The following is a 24,276-nucleotide window of genomic DNA, read 5'->3' as shown; positions in this document are numbered from 1 at the left end:
TTGATGGTTCAAATGACACCTTTTTTTAATGTTTGACGGTTAAGTTTTTTTGATCTTTATCGTTACAGTGCGTCAATTAAGGCTCGCACATCGTGCCTGTAGACGTTGCACTTTGGATTACGCCACTGGTATCAGCAACCCAATTAATGGTGCAGTCACGATAAGGGTTTTTAAAGGCATGCAGCGTATAACCATTGTCTAACGGCTTCTTGGTTTCAATCCAAGCATAATTTCGAGACGCCCAAAAACTGATAGGGCGTGACCGTTCGGTGAGATAACGTTCTTGTACATCGGATATGTCTGAACCGATGTATTGTTGAATATGTTCTTCCGTGCTGGTTATTTGGCTGGTACACGCCGTTGCTAGCGCAGCAAAAACCAAAACAAAAATACGCATTTAAAATCCTTTTAAGCTTCATTAGCTATCATCAAACCAGTGATCAAATAGTCCCAACTTTCAATCCTTAAAGCCACAACTGTTACCTTAAACCCATCTTAATCAAGCATGTTGAGATTGACGTTTTTTGAGCTTTGACCTGTTATCGATAAGCTCTAATAGAACGAATCAAATCCCTTTAGTACACGTTAGCAAGAATATGCATACAGTTCGATTACTTCCGATGTAATGTTATGTAAATTTCCTTACGCCGCTCAGCAAACGTAAACAATGTAAATTGAATGCCAATACGAATGATTATCAACTAAATTGTCGCCATAAAATTTATAGGTATTGGTTTGTATGTCGTTAAAAAGTAGGGCGGTTCAGTCATGGGCTCGTCGACTTCATGTTTATATTTCTATGGCGCTTCTGTTCGTGGTTCTTTTCTTCTCAGTGACAGGTATAACCCTGAACCGACCTGAGTTATTTGAATCAAGCCAACCTAATATCCAACGCTCTACGCTAACGCTTCCTACGAGTTTATTTACGATCCAAGACGGCCGTTTAAAAGCTGACGAGACAGCCTTTGAAAAGTTTCTGTTTGAAGAAGCTAACCTCTCCGGCGTTCCTTCAGGTTTGGACGTCTACGCAGAGATCGAAGAGGGTGAGTTGCTCATCGGTGAAGTGTCTATGGACTTCAAAGGACCGGGCTACAACGCTTCCGTGTTTGTTGACGTTACGTCTGAATTTGTAGAAGTCGAAACCACTAACTACGGCGTTATCGCATTGTTGAACGATCTACATAAAGGTCGTAACAGCGGTGAAGTATGGAAATGGTTTATCGATATCACTGCGCTACTGATGATCTTCTTTGTGCTTACTGGCGTGTGCTTACTGTTACCTAAGAAAAAAACGCTTAATACCTCCATCAAATGGACGGTGTTTGGGTCTGCAATCTCACTTGTTATCTATTTTGTCGCCGTGCCTTAACACTTGATTCGATTGATGAATCAGATTGAAGAACGAGCTTAAGGTTAAACGGGTTTATAAGGTTGTTAAACATGAAAAAAATGAACTGGAGCAAGGCGTTTCTTGCTTTATCTCTTTTGCCAAGCCTAGGTATGGCACAAGCGATTCCTGATACGGCAAAACTGGATGTCAGCTTTGAGCTTCCAAAGATTGATACCTCTATGTATGCACGTCCTTATGTGGCGGTGTGGGTAGAGAACAGCGAACGAAAGTCAGTGAAAACCATCGAGCTTTGGGTCGGTAAAGATGAATGGCTTAAAGATCTGCGTAGCTGGTGGAGAAAGGTTGGCCGTTACGATCGTGAGCTGGTTGATGCTGTGACGTCTGCAACGCGTCCTGCTGGTCAGTACCGTTTCGTTTGGGATGGCAAGAGCGACAGCGGTGAAACGTTAGAACAAGGTGAGTACACGGTTCATATCGAAGTGGTTCGCGAACACGGTGGCCGTAACTACCTTCGTCAAAAAGTATCACTCACAGATTCAAACGCATCTTACGAATTAATAGCAACGGAAGAGACGGGTGAAATCACCCTGAACTACATCGCTAAATAGTAAGTGCGAACAGTAACTAGTAAGTACGAACTAAAACCAAGCTGAACAGAATAGACAGTGGTCATCGTAGGCTCAGATAGAGCGACACGGCTAACAATTATAAATAATGGAATTGAACATGATGAAACAAACGAAAATTAAAGCACTTGCTCTAGCAGGTGTGATGGCATTCGGCCTAGCAGCAACGACAACAGCACAAGCTCACCCACGTTGGATTCTGCCATCTCACTTTACCGTATCTAAAGAAGGTGGTGATTGGCTAACGTTCGACGTTACTGCGTCTCACGGTACGTTTGTTTTTGATAAGCCTGCTGGCAGCGAAAATGCTCATGTCATCATGCCTGATGGCCGCAGCGAGCGTCCTAACTTTGTTATCCGTGGCAAGCGTCGTTCAATCTTCGACTTCTATTTTGAAGAAGAAGGTACACACAAAGTGGCGATCAACAACTATCCGTCTTACTACACACAGTATAAAGCGGGTCGTCGCGACACCGTGAAGTGGATTAAAGCAAACAAAGCAGAGCGTGATTCAGTGCTACCAGAAAAAGCACGTGACGTGGTAACACAAATCAGCTTCACTCGTGCAGAAAGCTACATCACGGTAGGTAAGCCAACGGATTCAGTCTTCAAAATTGAAGGCAAGCTACTTGAGATGAAGCCAGTGACTCACCCTTCAGACATCGTTGAAGGCGAACCAGTAACATTCCAATTCTTCTACAACGGTGAAATCCAGAAAGATGTGAAAGCTGAGATCACTCGTGAAGGTACGCTTTACCGCAACCACCAAGAGCAGATTGATGTAGTGAGTGATGAGAACGGTGAAATCACGTTTACTCCAGACGTAGCGGGTCGTTACGTAATGAAAGCGAACTACAAAGGTGAGTTGATTGACAATCCATTGGCAGACAAAGCAAGCGCGAACGTTCACCTAACGTTCGAAGCACTGCTTCAATAGTCTGTGGTATCGGGGTTAGATCCCTGATTAAGAACCAAAAAACTTAAGGGCTCATATGAGCCCTTTATCGCTCAGTTTACTTCTGAGAATTTGCACTGTGGCTAGGGTATGAACCATGACAATAAAAACAAAACTTAACACTTTAATGACTCCTTGCTTAGCACTGGGACTTGGTTTTGCTGCATTACCTGCGCAAGCACACTTTCCCCTGATGAGCTGCTGGTTTGAAGGCAAAACCGTGGCCTGTGAAGCGGGTTACTCTGATGGTAGTAAAGCGATTGATTACGCGGTTGAGATGTACGATTACGAAGATAATTTGATTGCAAAAGAGATGACGGATAAGCGTTCTATCGTCGAATTCCCAAATCCTAATACTGAGTTTTACCTTGTATTCGATTCAGGCCACGAGTTTCCTGTTGAAGTCGACGTTGTTGAGATCAGCGAGAAATGATGATTCAAGGCGTACGTGCTGACACGGGTGGCAGAGAAGGCAAATGGGTAGGGCTGATCATTGTATTCATCCTGAGCTTTGCCACGGTCGCTATTCCATTTCATCAGGCAGAATCCCACGTGAAAGCGGTACTTGATCATCAAATTCTGGTGACCGATGTTGAACAAGAAAACTTGGCAATGTTGTCAGAGCTACGTTTGGCGCATGAAGAGATTCGCGACCTGCGTATGGACTCAGACGGCGAATGGCCAAGTGTTATGTCACTTAAAGATGAATGGGTCGCGCCTTTTGTTGAAGACCAGAGTTGGAAGCGCAAAGGTTCTCATACTTGGTTATTGGATAAGCGTGGTTACTACTTTTCTAATCCAAGCGAATATGCGACACCAAGTAAATATGCTGCACAAAGCGAACATGGCTTTGCAGACTCGTTTATTTTAAACGCGAACAGCGTCTCTCCTGAAATCTGGATCTACTTCGGTGGAGTAGCAGAACAGCCCGGTACTTTTGAACAACACACACTTGAGTCTGCGGGCTGGAAAATGGTCGTCAATGAATCAGAAGTTGAACAGCATGATGCTTCTTCTCATTAAACAATCCGGCTTACAAAAATGCTCACTAATAATAAGAGATTTACTATGCGAATTATGACTCTATTGATGTCGTTATTGGCGGTGTTAATGACACCCAATGCATTGGCAAAAGAATACAAGATAGATAGCGACAAGCTAACGATTGGCATAACCCTCCAGCCTTATTACAGCTACGTAAAAGCCGTGGTGGGTGACAAAGTTAACATTCTTCCATTGGTTGATGCTGGGTTTAATCCGCATAACTACTTGCCACAACCCAATGATTTAAAGCGATTGAGCCAGATGGATGCGATCGTGGTAAATGGTATTGGTCATGATGACTTCGCGCTTAAGGTGATTTCAGCCGCGCAACGCGATGACTTAGTGGTTATCGAAGCAAACAAAGAAGTGCCTTTGCTTCCTGCACTGGGCCAGTCTGTTGGTCAAGGTGCTGTGAACCCGCATACGTTTGTTGGTCTTTCGACAACGATTCAAAAGGTTTACACCATCGCGAGTGAAGTCTCTAAGCTCGACCCAGACAACGCTGCGTTTTATCGCAAGAACGCGCGTAAATACGCCAAGCAATTTCGCTTTATGAAGCGCGATGCGATGTTGTCATTAGGCGAACTCGACACATCAGGCATGAAAGTAGCGACGACGCACAATGCTTACGGCTATATCCTTCAAGAGTTTGGTGTAGATGTGGCGGCGGTAATTGAGCCTGCACACGGTGTTGAACCAAGTGCTAGCCAACTGCAAGAAACGATCGAAAAGATCCGCGCATCGGGTATTGATGTTCTGTTCTATGAGCTCAACATGCCAAACCGTTTTGTTGACACCATTGAAGCGGAAACGGGCGTTCAGCTTTACCGTTTCTCTCACATGACGCACGGCGAATACGAAGACGACAAAGTAGAAGTTGAAATGAAGAAGAACCTAGAAACGTTAATCGAAGCAATGAAATTTGCGGCGGCTAACCAAGCTAAAAGCGCGAACGCATAATGCTAGGTCCATCAATTTCAATCAATCAACTTGGTCTGCAATACGACAACAACGTCATTCTTGATGATATTTCACTAGAACTTAAAGCAGGTGAGTGCCATGTGATCATGGGGCCAAACGGCGGAGGAAAAACCTCTTTGCTGCGCTCGGTTCTTGGTTTGACGCCTTTCTCTGGGCAAATCAATATTCATTGGCCAGAAAAGCCAAGTATTGGTTACGTTCCTCAAAAAGCGACCTTCGAATCGAGCTTACCTCTAACGGTCATGGATTTCGTACTGCTTAACCAAACTCGAATTCCGCTATTTTGGCGTCGTAAGTCTAAGCAGTTGGATCTCGCATTAGCGCAATTGGATCGTGTGGGAATGGCGACTCGTAGCGACCGCCGTATGGGTCAGTTATCGGGTGGCGAGCAGCAACGTGTGTTGTTCGCTCAAGCCTTATTGGATAACCCAAGCCTATTGGTGCTGGATGAACCTACGACTGGCATGGATGAGCAGGGCGTTCGTTATCTTGAATCTCTAATTCGTGAATGTGTTGATGAAGGCCGCACGATTCTTGCCGTTCACCACGATGTAACCGCAGTACGTCGCCTTGAAGCGAATGTACATGTTGTGAATCGATTCTTGGTTGATAGTGGCCCACATGAACAAGTGCTGCACCCAAGTAAAATCGAGAGTTTATTTCAGCACTACAGCAGTGGTGCAGCCATCGTTAAATCGAAGGAGGTTGCGTAATGGAATGGTTACGACAACTTGCCATTAGTGGTGTGGAAGCGGGCTGGTTATCAGACAGCTTCATGTATGCCTTTATGGTGAATGCTCTGGTTGCGGCGTTACTACTTGGCCCTTTGTTAGGTGGTCTTGGTACTTTGGTGATTGCTAAGCGTCTGGCCTTCTTCTCAGAAGCCGTTGGCCACGCAGCATTAACCGGTATCGCTATTGGTGTTTTGCTTGGTGAGCCACCAGAAAACCCAATCATTGGTCTGTTTAGCTTCTGTATGATCTTCGCTCTGCTTCTTCACTTTGTAAGAAATAGAACTAACGTGCCATACGATACCTTAGTGGGTGTTTTCCTTGCGCTAGCGTTAGCGGTGGGTGCGGCATTGCTGATGTACGTAGCTCGTAAGATCAACATCCACATGCTTGAAAACGTACTGTTTGGCTCGATTCTGACCGTAACAGACCAAGACTTAGCGATTCTTGCAGGTAGCTGCGCGATCATCATCTTGCTCTTGATACCGACGTTTAACCGCATTCTCCTGACCTGTATCAGCCCTGATATAGCAAAGGTTCGTGGTTACAACACCAGCTTTTACGATTACTTGTTTGTCATGATGATCACCCTAGTAACGATTGCGGCCGTGAAGATCGTAGGCGCAGTTCTAGTGGGTGCGTTATTGCTGATTCCAGGCGCGACAGCTCGATTGTTGACTAAACGTATGGGCAGTTTTGTATTGCTGTCTGCATTTCTGGCAACGGTCGCGTGTTTAGTTGGAACCGTCTTACCTATGGAATTGAAACTACCAGTACCTTCGGGCGCTTCAATCATCATCGTTTCAGCGACATTTTTCCTAGCGGCAACGCTATACCGAATTGTAAGAAAGGCATAATCATGACCTCTTTAATGAATCGTATCTCAAGTTCAGTGAAGGCAACGACTCAAGTAGGCGCACTAACTAGCTTATTGTTGGCTGGCTCAATGGTGTCTATCAGTGCTAATGCCGAGGATATCCTCACCAGTACGCCTGTGACCTATGCTTTGGCGACAGAGTTAACCAAAGGCACAGACATTACCACCGAATATCTGCCACCAAAACGCTACGGCATTGATCGTCTGACAAACTGGTTTGGTACCAAGGGCGCAAGCAAAGTCCTTCAATCCGGCGAAAAGGCGACCGTAGCATTAACGCTGTCATCTATCTGGCAAGCTGACCCAACTTTTGTTTACGCAAGACAGGGGAATATCCGTTTGGTTGAGGTGGATGCGGCTCAAGCGATCACACCGCGTGCTCAAGGTGTTGCCGCGCTGACGTTATCAAATGGCGATGTGTCTAAATACGCATGGTTAAATCCAACCAACTTAACGCGCATGGCGGCGATTGTTGCTGACGACTTTAAGTTATTGTGGCCAGCGCAAGCAGAGACCATTGATAGCAACCTACAGCGTGTAATGCTTGATGTGCGTGAACTGATTAACAAACAACAAGCGGTGTTATTGGATAACGACGTAGATTCAATCTTGTTGCTGTCAGAAAGCTTGGAAGATTTCGCCTCAGGTACTCAACTGTTTGTTGAAGAACGTATGTTCAAAGCTGAACTTGAATGGACAGAACAAGACAAAGCCAAACTCGAAGCGATGTTTTCAGAAGACGATGCACTCTGGTTAGTCACAGCGAAAAAGCCGACGACTTTGATTAAGTCACTGGTGCCTAATGAGCGAATTCTTGTTGTTGACTCGGTAGACCGTTGGGGAAGAGCAGGGATTAATGCAAAAGCACCGTTCGCACGCTGGGAAATTGAACCTTTCAAAGGTTAATTAAATAGCCAAGTCGCTAGATCAAAACGGTAGGATCAAAAAAGCAGCCCAAATAGAGGCTGCTTTTTTTGTTCTTGTCTACAGGCTCTGATCTGAGCGCTGAGCAAAAGTATCTCGTGAGTCAAAAACTTACTCTGCAGCTTTTGTCTCTTCGGCTTCAACCGTTGTTTCTACAGACCCTTCTGCTTGTTCAAGAGCGGCTTTCGCTTGCTCTTCAGCTTCCATTTTTGCGCGATCAGCTTTAGAAATATAGCGAGGCTTGTTGCTACCATGCAGTTTAGAATTCGCCTGTTTCTGTCTTTTCTTTAGAATTTGATTGATTTTTTTCTTACGGTTCATTGCTGCATAGCCTTGTATTTAGTTTATGCGGTGGAGGATAATCATTTTAGATCTAGAACTCAATATTTACATGGTATTCAGCAAGGAAAATATCACTATGCAGGCAGTCGAGACCGCTCGTTTACGATTAAGAATGATCACACCTCAAGATGCGGCGTTTATCCAACGATTATACAGCTCAGAAGATTTCCTGCGTTACATCGGAGACAAGGAAATCACAGATACTGACAAGGCTGTTGAATACATCGAAAACAACATTCTCAAAATGCATCAAGAGAAAGGTGTGTGCTTATTGGTGGTTGAAATTAAAGATTCCTCAACGCCAATTGGAGTATGCGGATTAATCAAACGAGATAACTTAGAGTCTCATGACATCGGCTATGGTTTTGTCCCTGAAGTCTATGGGAAAGGTTTTGCATTGGAAGCGGCACAAGCGATAATTGAACAAGCTAATCATAATGCTGATATCGATCATTTAGTTGCCATCACAACCTCTGATAACATTCGAAGTATCGCACTACTGACTAAGTTAGGTTTTGTGTTCGAACGAGTTGAAGAGACGATTAATGAAAGCGTCAATCTCAACCTGTACGGTCTCTCATTAGGTAATTAATCATGTTCCAACATAACAACATTCTGCAAGGCGAACTCGAGACGGAGTACAAAACCGTTATTGCGATGGTGCACATCTACTGCAAAGATCACCATGGTGCGGTTCGTCAGAATAACGCGTTATGTGAAGAGTGTGAGCAACTGTTGCGTTATGCAGAGACACGGCTCGATAGATGCCCTTATGGAGAAGCAAAGCCGACCTGTAATAAGTGTCCGATTCATTGCTATAAGCCTGACCCGAAAGAGCAGATGCGTTTAGTGATGCGCTATGCAGGGCCAAGAATGCTACTTAAGCATCCGATTTTAGCGATCAGGCATTTGATTCATGAGAAACGTAAAGTGCCAGAGAAGCCACTGCCGAATGTGTCTAATCGACATATCCGAATGAACAAGAAGTAACTGGCGCTTTAAATCAATTACTGACGAAACGAACAAAGGTCTGATTTCTCAGACCTTTGTTCGTTTCTAATCTTCTTGTTCAGAAGGCGGCTAGCTTCATGAGGTTAAGCCGCTTGTGGTTCTTCATAGGTAACCGTTAGGTTATTGATCCAACGTCGGCTCAAGTATCGGTGTGAACAGATGGCCAGTTTCACCACTTCTTCTACCAACATCAGACCATAGATGTATTTGAAATCCCATCCAGCGACAAATGCGCCGTAAACACACACTGGAATCCCAACCATCCACATCGCGATGAAATCCATGCGCAGGCAGAATGCATTGTCACCACCAGCACGAATAATGCCGTTGATGATTACCATGTTTAGCATGCGAATTACGACAGCAAAGCACATGATCATCATTGCTGGCGCGGCGAGTGGGTATAGTTTCTCGTTTGTTAAGTTAAGCCAACTCAATACGTGCTCTTTGCCTAGGAAGAGGAGAAGGCCGACAACCGCACCAAATCCAATTACAGCCTTTATGAACGTTAGGCCCATGCTCATTGCGTCATCAAATTCATCACGGCCCAGCGAATGGCCAAGCAATACTGAACACGCTACAGAAATACCAAAGAAAATCGAGTAACACAGCGATTCGAACGGCGCGAGCATCGAGAAAACCGCCAGCTCTGTTGTGCCCATGTGACCGAAGATCATTTGGTATGCCATAGTACCCATTGCCCACAACACGGCATTCATGGTTAGCGGCAATGCAATACGTCGGTAAGAAAGCCACAGTGACGGACGATGTGGTGAGCTTGGAGTGGTTAACAGCCAGTGTTTACGCATACGCATGTAGCTATACATCAAGCCCACTTGAATCAATCGCGCTAAGGTTGTCGCCAATGCCGCACCCGCCACGCCCATTGCTGGAATGCCGAAAGCCCCTTTAATTAGAACGAAGTTAAGCGCGATGTTGAGTGCAATGGTAACACCACCTAATAATAGTGGAGTTACGGTGTCACCTGATGAGCGCATGCTCGCTTCAACCACGACCACAATGTGAGTCAGCAGCAAAACAGGGAAGCCATACCAAAGGTAAGTCGCGCCAAGTTCAATCACGGTTTGATCGCTGGTTTGCAACATCATTAAAAACTGAGAACCAAGAGTGATGATTGCAGTCACAGGTAGCAGAACTTTTAAGCCAAATACCATCGCGATAGATGACACTGTGCGCGCACTTTTTCGGTCATTCTTTCCCCAGTATTGGGCGACTAATGTTCCGTTTGCTGAGGCCAACCCTGCCATAATCATAATAGCAACGAAGTGCCATTTTGATGCAATTCCCACAGCCGCAGCTGCTTCCATGCCAAAATCACTGACCATTAATACGTCAGCAAGGGCAAGAATAGCAACCAGCGCACTTTGCAAAGCAACAGGCAAACCAAGTTTAACGATACGAGGTAAGATGCTCTCTGGCTTGTTATTCATAGATGAGTTAGGGTTGATGTTAGTTGTCATAAGCTCTCCAATTTATGGCAGAACTATAGTGATTTGAGTGAAGTAACAACATGTTTAAAAAACAACAAAACCTGTGCAAACCCGTCATTGAGACTATGAAGCCTAAATCAACTTGGCATGATGATGTTTTTCTCGCGGAACATTGCAAAGAACGTTTTTTGACCGTTGAAGATATCCCAGAAATGAAAAGCTGTGGTGTTTATATGGGTGGCATGGCGAAGTTATATGACGCGTATTGGGTTGAACGTGAATCCGTAAACGTTCATACGCTAATTTTTACTCAAGAAGGGGGCGGAATTCTAACGACCGCAACCTCGGTACAAGCCATCACGCCATACACACTGGTGGTTCTGCCCGCGGAAACGCCATTTCGCTTTGAACTCGATCCTCAATACAACTATTGGAAAATGGCGTGGATGTTGACGCCTGATACTCCGCAATGGCAACATATTGCGAGTTTAGGTCAGAACATTGTGCCTTTTGGACAGTGTGAACAGATCTGGTCGCTGATGAATTTGGTTCACTTTGAAATTGGCGGCCGTGCAAGTTACAGAAAACTGCTCATGAGCGAGATTATTCGAACCTTAACGGGCTTTGAGCCCAAATCGACTAGCACCACGGCACGTGTTCAGGCGTTATACAACGAAATCGAGAGTAGTCTACATTTAGCGTGGACCGTAGCGGGGATGGCAGAACGTGTTTTCATCAGTGAAGAACAGTTAAACCGAGTCACTAAGTCGTTGTTTAACGTGTCTCCACGTAGCAAGTTGATACAACTGAGAATGGACAAAGCGACCAGCTTGTTGAAGCAGCAAGATTGGTCAGTGTCGATGATTGCCAACCGCTTAGGCTACAAAGATCCTTATAACTTCTCACATCGCTTTAAAAAGCATTTTGGTTTATCGCCAAGTCAATATCGAAAGAGTCATCGGGTTGCCGGTTAGCGTTGTTTATTTCCTCGATCAATTACGCAAGATCAATCTTTGCAGTAATAATACTGTATTGAGATATCTATCAATTTAGTATTTTTACTCTATTCGGTACTATTGGAAATATCCAAGAGGGTGACTGCATATGCAATGCGAGGAATTAATGCAACAAGCTATCAAAAGTGTGAATGATTTTGAATTCCCGTCAAAGGTTATTCTAAATAATAAAGAGTTTCAATCAGGTACAAAAATTGTTCGAAAGCAGGGTTGTGGTTCAATAATAGGAACGCTTTCTGAGCCTCATCGTAAAGTACTTTTCTATCTTTACCTAAATAGAGGCCAAGTTGTAAGTAAGCAAATTCTCAAGAGTGTAGGTTGGGCTGGTAAAGCGGTGACAACTGCATCTGTGTTGGTTGCTATTTACGAGATACGAAGGATTCTCGACTGCCGTTGTATACAAACCGTTTCCAATGAAGGGTATGTTATGGAGTGATAAATAATCTCCTATTGATATCCTATTAATATATTAATAATAAAAATTTAATCTCTTTACCGTACGAGTTCCATTGATTATCGTCAATTCTAAAACGTCCACTTATAAGCGACGTTATATAAATATGAATGAATCTGACATTGTCGCTGGCTATATAGTAAGGGAATGATATAAAAATGGACTCTTATCCTGCAATAGAAACGAACCACTCTGAAAACAACCTAGTACTTGAATTAAACGGTAAAATTGTTGAACTCAACACCAAACTCATCCGCAATGTTGAAAATGGTTACGTACTGGCTACTATGCCTTTGGCGTACCGAAAGATCATTTTATTTATGAATCGACATCGGGGCGAACTGTTCAGTGTTAGTCAATTAAAGAAGATTGGTTGGGAAAGTGAGAAAGTCACCAATTCTTCTGTGATCGTCGCCATATCGGAAATTCGATCTTTGTTTGGTGATGGGCTGATCATGACGATAACGGGTGAAGGTTACGTGTTCCAACCTTAAACACTGTTCGCTGGTTTTATATTTCTCCGCATTATTACAGTTAAAGAAAAGGGCGCTTCATTTAGACGATTAGTCACACGAAGAGCCCCACTATTCTCTATCTAATGAACTTGCTATATCACTCGCCAGCAATCTGTAGAGGAGAGCGCTTTAGGCTTGCGATTAACATGTAAATCGTTGTCGCTAGCAGAGACGCAAACAGGTAAGTAAATAGTCCTGCTTGAGAATCCATAAAGCTATCTGCTACCAATGGTCCTGCGACTGAACCGATGCTGTAACACAGCAGCATAACCTGAGTCACTGACACCAGATAGCTTGGGTCTAAGTTACGACAACCTAAGTTAATCGCAATTGGGTAAAGTGCGAATGTTGCCATGCCCAGTACGAATAGGCTCATGCCTAGTACGTAGAAATCATGGTTTATCGTTAGTACACCAATGCTTGCAACCCCTAGTAGGCTGAACAGAGCCATTAATAACACTTGTCCTATGTGGTGAGATAACCATGTCACCATCGGCTGAACAGCCATACCACCCATAATTACTAACGCCATCAAACCACCAATATCTTGGTGTGCGATGTTGCGCTGAGCCAGTTCTACAGGCATCAAGCCATAAATAGAACCAAGTGTTAGCCCCGATACGATACAACCAATTAATGCGCTGTGGCTCAGTTTGCTGATTTGTTTCAATGATAGAGACTTAGCATCGTGAATTTGTGGTGCTGTCGCTTGTCCGTACATCAACACAATGATTGCACCAAACAACAAGGTGAACATTGCAATGAAAGGCACGCCGCCTGTAATACCGAGGTATCCAATGCCAAGTTGACCAATGGCAGAACCGCCGTATAGCGAACACATGTAAACCCCTAAACGTTTCGCACGCTGAGATTCATCACCGCTCATTAGCCAAGATTCTACAATCACGAAGATACCTGCAACAGCCACACCAGCCACAAAGCGAGCTAATAGCCATACCGCTTGGTGTGGGATCAATGGCAATACAAGGATCGTTGCGATGAACACACTCAATGCGATGACGAACGCGTCTTTGTGACCAACGCGAGCGATCGCACGTTCAATCAATAACGTACCCGCTAAAAGACCTGCATAAAAGGCACTCGCCAACCAACTCGATAGATTACTGTCTAAGCCATACTCAGACAGCATTAACGGTAATGAACTCATTAAGTAGCCTGAAGCGATCGCGTAAAAAGACAATGCAATAACAGGAACAGTTATGCGAGTTGTTGGTTGGATGTTGTCCAATGCAGGAGCCTCTAAATAGTGAAAGAAACGATGAATTTTCCGCGACTATGGGGGAGAAACTGGATTGGGTAAAACGAATAAAAATGGTCGTGAAGATAAAAGAAATTTATCGTGTTTGTTGGCTAAAATACCGTTGTGATATTTCATGTTTTCGCGATATTTTCTGCGGTTAAATAGCCGATAAAGCGTTGTTCAAACGACTATTTAATTTGAAAGAGGGAGAGAGATTCGTTGTATTCATCAGATTTTAATTTAGGGCGTTTAATCGTGTTAGACCACTTCTTTTCGGTATTGTCTGGGCGAGCTTCCACTCCATTTACGAAAGGCATGTCGAAAGTTAGCGCTGTCTGAAAACCCAACGCGCTCAGATATTTCTTCAATGCTCATTTGAGTTGAAGAAAGGTAGTGTCGAGAAAGGTGAAAACGAACGTGGTCAAGTATCTTCTGGTAACTCGTATCGACGGCTTTGAGGTGTCGGCGCAGCGTTCGAGAAGACATCCCCAATTCTGATGAAATAGATTCTATCGAAGGGTAACAGCCCGGTCTCTCTAGCAGCATTTGAGAGACTTTTTCTTTTAGGCTGGTGGACGCACTGACTTTTGCCAACATGTCGTCACACGATTTCAGACACATCTGCAGCGTGATGGTATTGGCGGTAGGAAGAGGCGAGTACAAACTTGTTGCATCAAACTGCCATTCAAGGCGATCACTATTGAATTCAACGGGGCAACGGAAAATCTCTGTGTAGAGGTCGCCGTATTCTGGCTTCGGGTAAGGGAAGCGGATCACTTGAGATGGGAATGGTTGTTGCAGTACTTCTTCACACAGGCTTTGAATTGCGGTGAACCAATATTCGCAACAAAATGGCAGCAGCGAGTCCAAGTCGATCAGCTGCTCGGCTCTAAAGTATCCAACGTTATCTTCTACTGACATCGTTTTTCTAAGTACAGGGCCAGCAAGCTGCAGATATTTAAATCCAATCAGCAAAGCATCTAACAGCGTTTCACTACTGAATACCGCATAACCTAGAACACCAAAGTCGCTAAACCGTGCCTGTTGGCCGACTCTTAACCCTAAACCGCCTTTATCAGTGTTCGCCAATGCGTTACTGAACACCGCCAACTTTTGCGCCAAGGTAATGTGGGTGTCTGGCGTGTTGAGTTGCAGAGCATCAATGTTACTGCCTTCCAATAATGCTTCGATATTGAGGGCGGGTGACATATAGCGATGCAGTAATTGAAGATCAAGAATACCGAATGCTTGCATATCGGGTTCGTAGACTGCGGTGTATTCCATAGGATGCCTCTTGTTGAATATTCCCATCTTAACCGAACTCTTAACATTTACGCTTGTCGCCTGTTCTCACTTTCCCAAGCTTGTTCAAACTTTTGCTTTATGTGTGCAAGGTTTTACAAGGCCTGATAGAGCTGCGTCCGAATATCACCGGTTTTTGTCTTTTTGAAACCTGTTCGGAATGTTATCAAAATGTTGTAATTTGATAGGTTGCATATTGGAACATCTTAAACATTTTGCTCAATAAATACTCTTACCTACATGACACACCAATGTGCAGGCTTTGATAGCAACAAAGACAACACTTATTACAACGATTAAAACGTCTAAGGCGAATGTGACCGCTAGGTCAAGCCGAATAAGGAGATCATGGATGCACAATCTTGCTGTTAACTTGGAGCGCAGCGCTTCGCTTTTTCCAACTAAAGCCGCTCTGCGTATGGGATCGGATGAAATCAGCTTTTCTCAGTTAGAACAATTTTCTGGAAGCGTGGCCGCGAATCTAAAAAGACTCGGGTTAAAGAAGGGAGATAAGGTCGCGCTGTCGTGTCCGAACGTCACGTATTTTCCAATCGCTTATTACGGGATTCTAAAAGCGGGCTGTGTGGTGGTGCCTTTGAATGTTTTATTCAAGGCCAGAGAGATCGCTTATCACCTTAATGATTCAGATGCGAAAGCTTATTTATGCTTTGAGGGCAGTGAAGAGCTGCCAATTGGACGTTATGGATTACAAGGCTTCGAGCAGGCAAATCAGTGTGAATATTTTATTGAGATGCCACTCCCAACAAGCTCAGGAACTCCTTCAGAAAGAAATGAGCAGCATGAATCAATAGCTGATTGGTTGGCACAACCTTTTACTCCTTTTGAGTCTGTGGCTTGTCATGGCGATGATACCGCTGTGATCCTTTATACCTCTGGCACGACGGGTCAACCAAAAGGGGCTGAGCTTTCCCACACCAACATGCAAACCAATGCGATGTCGTCACAGTATCTAATGAGATTGGAGTACAGCGACACCACAATGGCCACACTGCCTTTGTTCCATAGCTTCGGCCAGACGGTCATGATGAACGCGAGTGTGCTAACAGGGTCCACCATGGTGTTGATTCCGCGTTTCGAACCGTCACTGGTGATCGACCAGATCATTAACCATAAAGTCAGCGTGTTTGCGGGCGTACCTACTATGTATATCGCGTTGTTGCGAGCAGGAGAAGAGTCGTTAGAGCGCTCTGAACAAGTCAAACACAGCTTAAGGCTTGGCGTGTCTGGTGGGGCTTCTATGCCGCTTGAGGTTATTCGTCAATTTGAATCTCGATTCGAACTTCCAGTATTGGAAGGTTATGGGCTGTCTGAAACTGCGCCAGTTGCTACCTTTAACCATATTGATGGTGATCGCTTGTCGGGCAGTGTTGGTCAACCTTTGTGTGGTCACCTTATTAAGATTACAGACATTCAAGGTAACTCAGTCGCGATGGGAGAGTTGGGCGAAGTCTGCACCAAGAGTCCAAGTGTCATGAAAGGCTACTATCAAAGACCAGAAGCCACGGCGGAAGCCATCAGAGACGGTTGGTTCCTAACTGGAGATATCGGACGCACCGATGAGCACGGCAACTTATTCATTGTCGATCGCGTTAAAGACATGATCATCCGTGGTGGTTACAACGTGTATCCGCGCGAAGTTGAAGAAGTTTTGATGTGCCATCCTGATGTCGAAATGGTCGCCGTTGTGGGTGAGCATCATGATCGCCTAGGTGAAGAGATTCATGCGCATGTGGTGCTTCATGAACATACACAATGTGATAGCGAAGCACTGATAGCTTGGTGTCGTGAACAATTAGCCGACTACAAATACCCTCGAAAGGTGTTCATTCGTAAAGCGCTACCAATGACGGCGACAGGCAAAATTTTGAAACGAGAATTACACCCACTAGAAATAGCGGAGATGACCAATGGATAGTTATGATTTTATTATTGTTGGCGGTGGTTCTGCGGGTTGTGTCATGGCTTCGCGGTTGTCGGAAGACCCGAATGTCACTGTTTGCTTGTTAGAAGCGGGCGGTAAAGACACGAGCCCATTCATTCATACACCGGTCGGCGTGGTGGCAATGATGCCAACCAAACTGAATAATTGGGCTTTTGAAACCGTTGAACAACCGGGTTTGAACGGCCGCAAAGGTTACCAACCGAGAGGAAAGACACTTGGCGGCTCTAGTTCTATCAATGCCATGATGTACGCTCGTGGGCACCGTTACGACTACGACACATGGGAAAGCTTGGGTAACACCGGGTGGAATTATGAATCGTGTCTACCTTACTTTAAGAAAGCAGAAAATAACGAAGTCCACCAAGATGAGTATCACGGCCAAGGTGGTCCATTGAATGTGGCTAACCTTCGATCGCCAAGCCCGATGTTGGAACGTTACTTAACGGCGTGTGAGTCGATAGGGGTTCCTCGTAATGAAGACATCAATGGTGCGGCACAATTTGGGGCGATGCCGACTCAGGTGACTCAAATTAATGGCGAACGATGCAGTGCTGCCAAGGCTTATTTAACGCCAAACCTTTCAAGACCAAATCTAACGGTCGTGACCAAGGCAACCACGCATAAGGTCTTGTTTGAAGGCAAGAAGGCGGTTGGTGTCGAGTATGGTTCTAACGGCAAGCGTTATCAGATCCAATGCAACAAAGAAGTGATTCTATCCGCTGGCGCCTTTGGTTCCCCACAATTGCTGTTATTGTCGGGTGTCGGCGCTAAAGGTGAATTGGAGGCGCATGGTATCGAACAGGTTCATGAGTTGCCTGGAGTGGGTAAGAACCTTCAAGACCATATCGACTTAGTACATTCGTACAAGTGCAGTGAAAAACGTGAAACTTTCGGTATCTCGTTGCAAATGGCCTCTGAAATGACCAAAGCCTTACCGCTCTGGCACAAAGAACGCCGTGGCAAGATGACCAGTAATTTTGCAGAAGGGATAGGTTTTCTCTGTTCAGAAGATCATATCGCCGTGCCGGATTTAGAGTTTGTGTTTGTCGTCGCTGTGGTTGATGATCACGCCAGAAAAATACATACCAGTCATGGGTTTACCTCTCACGTCACCTTGCTACGACCGAAAAGCATAGGCACCGTAACGCTCAATAGTAGTGATCCTTATGATCCGCCTAAGATCGATCCTGCGTTTTTCAGTCATCCAGAAGACATGGAGATTATGGTTAAGGGCTGGAAGAAACAGTACCAAATGCTTGAAAGTGCGCCGTTTGATGACATCCGTGGTAATGCATTTTACCCAGTCGATGCAAGTGACGATAAGGCTATCGAGCAAGATATTCGTAACCGTGCGGATACCCAGTATCATCCAGTGGGAACTTGCAAAATGGGGTCTAATGATGACTCGCTGGCCGTGGTAGATAAAGACCTTAAAGTCTATGGATTGGATAATTTGAGAGTCATTGATGCTTCTGTGATGCCGACTTTGATTGGGGCAAACACCAATGCGCCAACCATTATGATTGCCGAGAAAGTCGCAGACCAGATCAAACAGGAATACGAGTTAGGTCAGCAAGAAGCTGGCATTAAAGCGAAAGGCGAAGCTGTGGTTTAAATCAAGAAGTTAAGTGATAACCATTAATAAAACAGTAGGTTAGAGAGTCTTGGTTTGATAAGACTCTCTAACCTATTTTTGTGTGCTTACTTAGAATTAAGTAATGCTAAATCGATAGCTTAACTAATAGTCTAAATAATAGTGTTATTTGGTTAGAGCTTGATTAAGCCACTGATCAAATTGGCCTTTTGGTAACGCACCGTTAATCGTATCGACACGTTTACCGTCTTTAAAGACCATTACCGTCGGAATACTTCTGATTTGATACATTGCGGCAAGCTGTTGCTGAGCTTCAGTATCAATCTTAATGAATCGAACATCTCCCGAACGCTCTTTAGCAACGTCACTGAACACTGGCGCAAAGCCCACACATGGGTTGCACCATGTCGCCCAGAAATCGACAACCACAGGCTGTGAACTGTTCAAAATAGATTGGAAATTAAGTGATGTTCCCTCTATAGGAGCGCCGTCGAGCAATGCTGTTTTGCATTTACCGCAGGTTGGGCTTTCTGAAATTCTTTCTGAAGGAACTCGGTTTACGCCATTACAAGAAGGGCAACGTGTGTTGAATGTAGACATAACTTTCTCTTTTTATTGTAACTCCGTTGCTAACGCGATTTACGAATCACGCACGGAGCGCTTATACTGTTTAAAACTAGAATACGATACTTAAATAAAAACAAACAATAAACAGGTAAATGATGACAAAATTTTACGCCGAAATTACTGGCTGGGGAAAGTGTCTGCCACCAGCCGTGCTGTCCAATGATGATTTAAGCACTTTCATTGATACGTCTGACGAGTGGATTCGAACTCGAACTGGTATCGAAAACCGTCGTATCAGTCATGTAAATACCTCTGAACTTGCGACTGTTGCAGCGAAACATGCAATGGCGTGTGCTGGCCTAACTGCTGAAGATATCGATCTTGTTATCATCGCGACGTGCAGCCCAGACTCACTTATCCCAAACACCGCATCTAAGGTTCAACAGAATCTAGGCATTAAGAGTGCAGCGGCTTTCGACCTTAATGCGGCATGTACTGGCTTCATTTACGGTGTTGAAACGGCGACTCGACTGATTCAAGCGGGTAACTACCGCAACGCTATCGTTGTGGGCGCAGAACGTTTGTCATTCTTCATTGATTGGACCAAGCGTGATACCGCGGTTCTTTTCGGTGATGGCGCTGGCGCTGTGGTTCTATCCCGCACCGAAGAACAAGTTGGCTTACAAGAAGCTCAGATCGGTTGTGATGCTGAAGGTCGTGATATTCTAGCGGTACCAAAATTCGGTACATCTATGGATCGTTTTGCTGCGGACAACGGTTATTGGGACTTTGACTTCGTTGGTAAAGAGATCTTCAAACGTGCGGTTAAAGGCATGGGTGCAGCAGCACACACAGTATTGAGCCGCACTGGCATCTCAACAGACAACATCGATGTAGTGATTCCACACCAAGCAAACATCCGAATCATTCAAACTCTGTGCGACATGGCGGGCATTGAACGTGAGAAAGCGTTTGTGAACATTCAAAACTACGGCAACACGTCGGCTGCGACTGTGCCAATTGCATTGTGTGAATCGTTAGAGCAAGGCTTTGTTAAACCTAACTCAAACATCCTTGTGGCGGCATTCGGTGCCGGTTTAACTTGGGGTGCTGGTCATATTAAATGGGGTAGCCGTGTTGAACCGTTAGGTCAGTCGGACGCTAAGCTTCCAGAAGCAGATAAGTCGGCTTTAGAGCTTTTAGAAAGAGCCATTTTACACTGTAAAACGCGTCCTAATTCTGAGAATGGGTAGTAGCATCGCGCAAGTTCGTTTTATGACAAAAGCCGACCTTGATGGGGCGGCTTTAGTTCACCAAGCTACTTTTGTTCGACAGCAAAACTCAAAAGATTGGTTACAATGTAACTTAAGCGCTGCACCACGCTTTCTTAACTTCGTTGCAGAGAGTGAAGGTGAGATTGTCGGCTACATAATTTGGGTGCAAAAGAGTGGGTTTAGACCTGAAGCTGTTTTGGAACTAGAGCAACTTGCTGTGTTACCGAGCGCGCAGGGGCAAGGATTAGGCAAAAAGCTGATTCTAGACTCCTTGCCCCAAGTGAAGCACAAGCTAGCAGAGCAAGGCTCGACACTAAAACATGTATTAGTGACCACCAGAGCAGACAACTTTGCACAAAAGCTCTATCAGTCGACATTAGGCGCTCAAGTCGAAACCACGATTTCAAACCTGTACTCTGCTGATGAAGTGCTTATGATAGCTCGCAATGTAGGTGAGCGAATCTGATCGCTGAGTTCTTAGAACCAATTATAATTAGCGATCTAAATTGATTTACGTTTAATTTGGGACTTCTACAGTCCCTTTTGTTATTTCTTAGGAAGTGTTTTGAAGAAAGTTTTAGCAATTGGCTACGTATGGCCAGAACCGAATTCATCGGCGGCTGGCAGCCATATGATGTCTCTATTACGTCTATTTAAGAGACAAGGTTGGTCAGTTGAATTTGCAACACCCGCTCAAGAAACCGAGCACATGATTGATCTCTCTGAAGAGGGCATTACAAGCCAATCTATACAGTTAAATTGCGATAGCTTTGACGATTATATTGAAGAGCTGCAGCCCGATGTCGTGATGTTTGACCGTTTTATGATGGAAGAACAGTTTGGTTGGCGTGTCGAGAAAGTATGCCCGAATGCCTTTAAGTTACTGGATACGGAAGACTTACAGTTTCTACGTAATGCTCGACACGAAGCCGTTAAGAAAGAAACGGAACTGACCAAAGCACACTTGTACAGCGACTTGGCTAAACGTGAAATTGCCGCGATTCTACGCTGTGATCTTTCGTTGATCATCTCAAGTTACGAGATGGAATTGCTCCAATCTCAGTTCAATATCGATCCAAAACTGTTACATCACCTGCCGTTCATGGTTGATCTCAACACGTTGCCTGAAAGTACGAAAAGCTTTGAAGAACGTAAGCATTTCATGACGATAGGTAATTTTAGACATGCGCCTAACTGGGATGCTGTGCTTCAGTTACAAAAGATTTGGCCAAAGATTCGTAAGCAGTTGCCTGATAGTGAACTTCATATTTACGGATCTTATCCGCCGCCGAAAGCAACCGCTTTGCATAATCCAAAAACCGGTTTCCATATCAAAGGTTGGGCTAAAGACGCTCAAGAAGTAATGGAACAGGCGCGTGTTTGTGTTGCGCCATTACGCTTTGGCGCTGGCATTAAAGGCAAGCTGCTTGATGCGATGAAGCTGCAAACTCCAAACGTGACCAGTGAAATTGGTAGTGAAGGCATGTTGCCGCAAGGTGAGTTGCAATGGCCGGGCGCTGTTGCAGACGATATCGACGCGTTTGTTGAAGCAGCTGTTGCTCTCTATAAAGATGAAGAGAAGTGGATTAAAGCTCAAAGCCAGTGTCATTCAATTCTTGAAGCGCACTATGAACAGAATCAACTGGGCGACAAATTGATCGAGCGTTTGATTGCGATAGAGTCCGAGCTTGAATCACATCGACTGGATAACTTCATTGGCTCTATGCTGAAGCACCACAGCATGGCGAGCACTAAGTACATGTCGCAGTGGATTGCTGAGAAGAACAAGATCAAATAGCTGTTCTTTTCCAAAGACAGAATAAATCTTAAGCCCTTAGGTTAACGCCTAGGGGCTTTTTCATGGGGGACGCTTTTCGACTTTTGGCTTTAGACACTAGATTTGCAAACCGAAACATAGCGCGTTACATTAGCATTGACTAATTTATATTTATTAGTAGACTCTAATTTAAATAGTGGTGAGTTAGATTTGAGTTTGTGGATAGGAGAGGTCAGTGATTAGTTTTATACCTTGGGATGCATTTTTTGGTGGCATGCTGCTAGGCGCGTCGGCAATTGTTCTGATGTTGGGCATCGGGCGAGTTGCGGGAATCAGCGGAATCGTTAGTCGCTTATTGCCATCTAGAAAGAATAAAAGCTTAGAATCAGGATCTGAATCCAGCTCGGACTTCCGCATTGAGAAAACCGAGAAACATTGGCGACTTGCTTTTGTTGTCGGAATGGTTGTGAGCGGTTGGTTGTTGATTCCAACTGGCTATCAACTTCCTCAGTTAGAAGAAATCAACTTTGCAGTGGTTATCATAGCCGGCCTTTTGGTGGGCTTCGGCACTAAGGTTGCAAATGGCTGTACGAGCGGCCATGGCATTGTGGGAATGGCACGTTTGTCTAAACGTTCAATTGTCGCGACTTGTGTGTTTATGGGTGTGGCAATGGCAACTGTGTTGGTTAAGAATCTGATTGGTTTGGGGGCGTAATGAAAAACTCTTCGTTTACTATCGTTATTGGCTTGCTCGCAGGTCTTCTTTTCGGCTCTGGCATGATCATTTCAGGCATGGTTGATCCGAACAAAGTACTTGGCTTTTTAGACATTACTGGCGACTGGGATATCAGCTTGGCATTCGTGATGGGTGGAGCGTTATTGGTGTTCGCACCGTTTTATCATCTGGTCATTAAAAAGCGCGCTCAAGCCATCAATGGCGAGCCGTTAGATAGCCATAACAATCCGCTAATCGACAGAAAGCTGATTCTAGGTTCAACTGCCTTTGGTTTAGGTTGGGGGATTGCAGGCTTTTGCCCGGGCCCAGCAGTAACCAGCCTTAGTGGCGGCAACCAAACGGTTTGGCTGTTCGTCTTAAGTATGCTGGTGGGAATGTGGCTGGCGGGACGAGCGAATAAAACCTGTTAGTAGAAAGCTTAACGCTGATTAAAGTGGCTTTGACGTCATTCGTTCTGAGCTGACCAAGTCTAGAGGTTGACTCGCTTTCAGAGAAAAGCCAGTCACCTCTTTTTTATATCTATCTGATAATCGTTGAAACTGGGCAATGGTCGCTAAGTTTGTAATCAAGCACATCCTGCGTTTCAAATACCTTCTGCTTTGCAGGAGAAGCATTTAGCGACTTACTCACTACAATATGATCAATCACAGAGCGGAACTGGTGCGTGCGATGGTTATTGCGGTTAGATCGCACCTTACAATCTGCTCGAGTTTTTCTTGTTGCCAACTGAGCATCGGTATTCTGCGTTATATCTTTCCACACCCAATCTCTTGAGTAGGATAGGTTATGGTTGAAATCGCCTAGTATCGCGTAATCCTGACCGTTTCTTTCTCTTTGTTGAATCCACTTATTAAGTTGTTGTGCTTGGTCTTTAAGTCTTGAACAATCGCGGTTCGACTTGTAAGCGCCGCTGCAACCCGCCTTTAAATGCACAGACAACATGTGAATCGGCTTGCTTTCCGTTTCTACGACCATGTAACTGGCAAACCTAAGCTTGCTGTTAGCGCTCGACTCCAGTGGGAAGTCAGCGTAGTCAGTGAGTGTGATTCCCCTACGAACCGCGAACCCTGTGTATTGGTTCACTTCTTTGAACTGATGGTTGCTGTTTTCTGGTAATGCTCGGTCAGACATCAATATCTTGTATTGATCGCTGGCGATGCGCTGAATGGCATTTACGTCGTCGACTTCTTGAAAGGCGACCACATCCGCATTTAAGGATTGAAAGTATTCTTCAAGTTTGTCGAAATCAGCTTGATCACGTTGGGCAGAAAACTTATTCACAGCCTCGTTGGTTGATAACCATTCGATATTCCAACTGGATATGGTCAAAGGTTCAGCAAATGTCTGGCTAATGAGTAAGCAACCTAACATTATCCAGTTTTGAAGTCGTTTCATCCCAAATATCCCTAATTTTGTCGTCCAATTTAGTTGAGCCGTTATCCTACAACACTTACCAAAAATTCAACTCTTTTTAGTGATTTTTTTATTGTTACATTGTTTCTTTTCGACTTGAGAACTAGCGTA

General features: G+C 44.7%; 27 protein-coding genes and 1 pseudogene. 21 read left to right on the top strand and 7 right to left on the bottom strand.

The features are described 5' to 3' along the window. Positions 1-76: 76 nt before the first annotated feature. Positions 77-397 carry a hypothetical protein gene (locus tag A142_RS10970; RefSeq protein ID WP_019822780.1) on the bottom strand — a complete coding sequence of 107 codons (321 nt, stop codon included), beginning with the start codon at positions 395-397 and terminating at the stop codon, positions 77-79. Between the two features lie 342 nt (positions 398-739). Here A142_RS10970 and A142_RS10965 point away from each other — a divergent pair, with 342 nt between their 5' ends. The 9 genes from A142_RS10965 (at position 740) to A142_RS10925 (ending at position 7,471) form a co-directional block, all read left to right on the top strand. Next, positions 740-1,369, top strand: coding sequence for a PepSY-associated TM helix domain-containing protein (locus tag A142_RS10965; RefSeq protein WP_019822778.1), 630 nt, complete (start codon positions 740-742; stop codon positions 1,367-1,369). A gap of 71 nt (positions 1,370-1,440) precedes the next feature. After that, a complete protein-coding gene (locus A142_RS10960; protein WP_019822776.1) occupies positions 1,441-1,959 on the top strand; it encodes a DUF2271 domain-containing protein in 519 nt (172 codons plus the stop codon). Between the two features lie 118 nt (positions 1,960-2,077). After that, positions 2,078-2,914: a DUF4198 domain-containing protein gene (locus A142_RS10955; protein WP_019822774.1), complete on the top strand. Its 837-nt coding sequence runs from the start codon at positions 2,078-2,080 to the stop codon at positions 2,912-2,914. A 115-nt stretch (positions 2,915-3,029) separates the two neighbouring features. Beyond that, positions 3,030-3,365, top strand: coding sequence for a hypothetical protein (locus A142_RS10950; RefSeq protein ID WP_019822773.1), 336 nt, complete (start codon positions 3,030-3,032; stop codon positions 3,363-3,365). Further along, complete coding sequence (locus tag A142_RS10945) at positions 3,362-3,955, top strand: DUF6162 family protein (protein ID WP_019822772.1); 594 nt, start codon at positions 3,362-3,364, stop codon at positions 3,953-3,955. The genes A142_RS10950 and A142_RS10945 overlap by 4 nt, the downstream gene beginning before the upstream one ends. A gap of 45 nt (positions 3,956-4,000) precedes the next feature. Then, the gene (locus A142_RS10940) at positions 4,001-4,936 is read left to right on the top strand and encodes a metal ABC transporter solute-binding protein, Zn/Mn family (protein ID WP_029405484.1); all 936 of its coding nucleotides are present in this window, start codon (positions 4,001-4,003) and stop codon (positions 4,934-4,936) included. Next, entirely contained in the window at positions 4,936-5,670 is a 735-nt protein-coding gene (locus A142_RS10935) for a metal ABC transporter ATP-binding protein (RefSeq protein ID WP_017104781.1), read from the top strand. Before A142_RS10940 ends, A142_RS10935 begins: the two co-directional genes overlap by 1 nt. Further along, the gene (locus A142_RS10930; RefSeq protein WP_019822767.1) at positions 5,670-6,545 is read left to right on the top strand and encodes a metal ABC transporter permease; all 876 of its coding nucleotides are present in this window, start codon (positions 5,670-5,672) and stop codon (positions 6,543-6,545) included. Before A142_RS10935 ends, A142_RS10930 begins: the two co-directional genes overlap by 1 nt. Before the next feature lie 2 nt (positions 6,546-6,547). Then, a complete protein-coding gene (locus A142_RS10925) occupies positions 6,548-7,471 on the top strand; it encodes an ABC transporter substrate-binding protein (RefSeq protein ID WP_019822765.1) in 924 nt (307 codons plus the stop codon). Between the two features lie 129 nt (positions 7,472-7,600). Here the strand turns inward: A142_RS10925 and A142_RS10920 are convergent, their stop codons facing one another. Then, a complete protein-coding gene (locus A142_RS10920) occupies positions 7,601-7,810 on the bottom strand; it encodes a DUF2986 domain-containing protein (protein ID WP_019822763.1) in 210 nt (69 codons plus the stop codon). 97 nt (positions 7,811-7,907) lie between these two features. Here A142_RS10920 and A142_RS10915 point away from each other — a divergent pair, with 97 nt between their 5' ends. Beyond that, entirely contained in the window at positions 7,908-8,423 is a 516-nt protein-coding gene (locus A142_RS10915) for a GNAT family N-acetyltransferase (protein WP_019822761.1), read from the top strand. Positions 8,424-8,425: 2 nt separating this feature from the next. Further along, positions 8,426-8,821, top strand: a complete 396-nt coding sequence (locus A142_RS10910; RefSeq protein WP_019822759.1) for a nitrous oxide-stimulated promoter family protein — start codon at positions 8,426-8,428, stop codon at positions 8,819-8,821. Between the two features lie 104 nt (positions 8,822-8,925). Here the strand turns inward: A142_RS10910 and A142_RS10905 are convergent, their stop codons facing one another. Beyond that, entirely contained in the window at positions 8,926-10,323 is a 1,398-nt protein-coding gene (locus A142_RS10905) for an MATE family efflux transporter (protein WP_019822757.1), read from the bottom strand. Positions 10,324-10,373: 50 nt separating this feature from the next. Here A142_RS10905 and A142_RS10900 point away from each other — a divergent pair, with 50 nt between their 5' ends. The 3 genes and pseudogenes from A142_RS10900 (at position 10,374) to A142_RS10890 (ending at position 12,257) form a co-directional block, all read left to right on the top strand. After that, a complete protein-coding gene (locus A142_RS10900; protein WP_019822756.1) occupies positions 10,374-11,267 on the top strand; it encodes a helix-turn-helix domain-containing protein in 894 nt (297 codons plus the stop codon). 120 nt (positions 11,268-11,387) lie between these two features. Next, positions 11,388-11,774, top strand: a pseudogene (locus A142_RS10895) (winged helix-turn-helix domain-containing protein). 147 nt (positions 11,775-11,921) lie between these two features. Continuing rightward, a complete protein-coding gene (locus tag A142_RS10890; protein WP_017104789.1) occupies positions 11,922-12,257 on the top strand; it encodes a winged helix-turn-helix domain-containing protein in 336 nt (111 codons plus the stop codon). A 118-nt stretch (positions 12,258-12,375) separates the two neighbouring features. Here A142_RS10890 and A142_RS10885 read toward each other — a convergent pair whose 3' ends face one another. Beyond that, complete coding sequence (locus tag A142_RS10885) at positions 12,376-13,527, bottom strand: MFS transporter (RefSeq protein WP_019822750.1); 1,152 nt, start codon at positions 13,525-13,527, stop codon at positions 12,376-12,378. 270 nt (positions 13,528-13,797) lie between these two features. Further along, positions 13,798-14,823: an AraC family transcriptional regulator gene (locus A142_RS10880; protein WP_019822746.1), complete on the bottom strand. Its 1,026-nt coding sequence runs from the start codon at positions 14,821-14,823 to the stop codon at positions 13,798-13,800. A gap of 370 nt (positions 14,824-15,193) precedes the next feature. Between A142_RS10880 and A142_RS10875 the strand changes: the two genes are divergently transcribed. Together A142_RS10875 and A142_RS10870 are read left to right on the top strand one after the other, a co-directional pair. Further along, complete coding sequence (locus A142_RS10875) at positions 15,194-16,777, top strand: long-chain-fatty-acid--CoA ligase (protein ID WP_019822744.1); 1,584 nt, start codon at positions 15,194-15,196, stop codon at positions 16,775-16,777. Continuing rightward, on the top strand, positions 16,770-18,419 hold the full coding sequence (locus A142_RS10870) for a GMC family oxidoreductase (RefSeq protein ID WP_019822742.1): 1,650 nt from the start codon (positions 16,770-16,772) through the stop codon (positions 18,417-18,419). Before A142_RS10875 ends, A142_RS10870 begins: the two co-directional genes overlap by 8 nt. 144 nt (positions 18,420-18,563) lie before the next feature. On the opposite strand, the gene trxC is transcribed toward A142_RS10870, so the two are convergent. Then, positions 18,564-18,998, bottom strand: coding sequence for a thioredoxin TrxC (trxC, locus tag A142_RS10865; RefSeq protein ID WP_019822740.1), 435 nt, complete (start codon positions 18,996-18,998; stop codon positions 18,564-18,566). Positions 18,999-19,120: 122 nt separating this feature from the next. On the opposite strand from trxC, the gene A142_RS10860 reads away from it, so the two are divergent. The 5 genes from A142_RS10860 (at position 19,121) to A142_RS10840 (ending at position 23,162) form a co-directional block, all read left to right on the top strand. Continuing rightward, positions 19,121-20,218 (top strand): ketoacyl-ACP synthase III, encoded by a 1,098-nt coding sequence (locus tag A142_RS10860; RefSeq protein WP_019822738.1) that lies wholly within the window; start codon positions 19,121-19,123, stop codon positions 20,216-20,218. A gap of 22 nt (positions 20,219-20,240) precedes the next feature. Further along, positions 20,241-20,705: a GNAT family N-acetyltransferase gene (locus tag A142_RS10855; protein ID WP_029405483.1), complete on the top strand. Its 465-nt coding sequence runs from the start codon at positions 20,241-20,243 to the stop codon at positions 20,703-20,705. Positions 20,706-20,804: 99 nt separating this feature from the next. After that, positions 20,805-22,037 (top strand): glycosyltransferase, encoded by a 1,233-nt coding sequence (locus A142_RS10850; protein WP_019822735.1) that lies wholly within the window; start codon positions 20,805-20,807, stop codon positions 22,035-22,037. A gap of 214 nt (positions 22,038-22,251) precedes the next feature. After that, positions 22,252-22,731, top strand: coding sequence for a YeeE/YedE family protein (locus A142_RS10845; RefSeq protein WP_019822733.1), 480 nt, complete (start codon positions 22,252-22,254; stop codon positions 22,729-22,731). Continuing rightward, the gene (locus A142_RS10840) at positions 22,731-23,162 is read left to right on the top strand and encodes a YeeE/YedE family protein (RefSeq protein WP_019822731.1); all 432 of its coding nucleotides are present in this window, start codon (positions 22,731-22,733) and stop codon (positions 23,160-23,162) included. Before A142_RS10845 ends, A142_RS10840 begins: the two co-directional genes overlap by 1 nt. Before the next feature lie 109 nt (positions 23,163-23,271). Here A142_RS10840 and A142_RS10835 read toward each other — a convergent pair whose 3' ends face one another. Beyond that, positions 23,272-24,147, bottom strand: a complete 876-nt coding sequence (locus A142_RS10835) for an endonuclease/exonuclease/phosphatase family protein (RefSeq protein WP_019822729.1) — start codon at positions 24,145-24,147, stop codon at positions 23,272-23,274. Positions 24,148-24,276: the final 129 nt, after the last annotated feature.

Source organism: Vibrio splendidus 12E03 (genome assembly GCF_000272105.2).
Taxonomy (GTDB): domain Bacteria; phylum Pseudomonadota; class Gammaproteobacteria; order Enterobacterales; family Vibrionaceae; genus Vibrio; species Vibrio splendidus_I.
The sequence above is the reverse complement of the archived record's forward strand: the minus strand, read 5'-3'. Positions and strand labels throughout refer to the sequence as shown.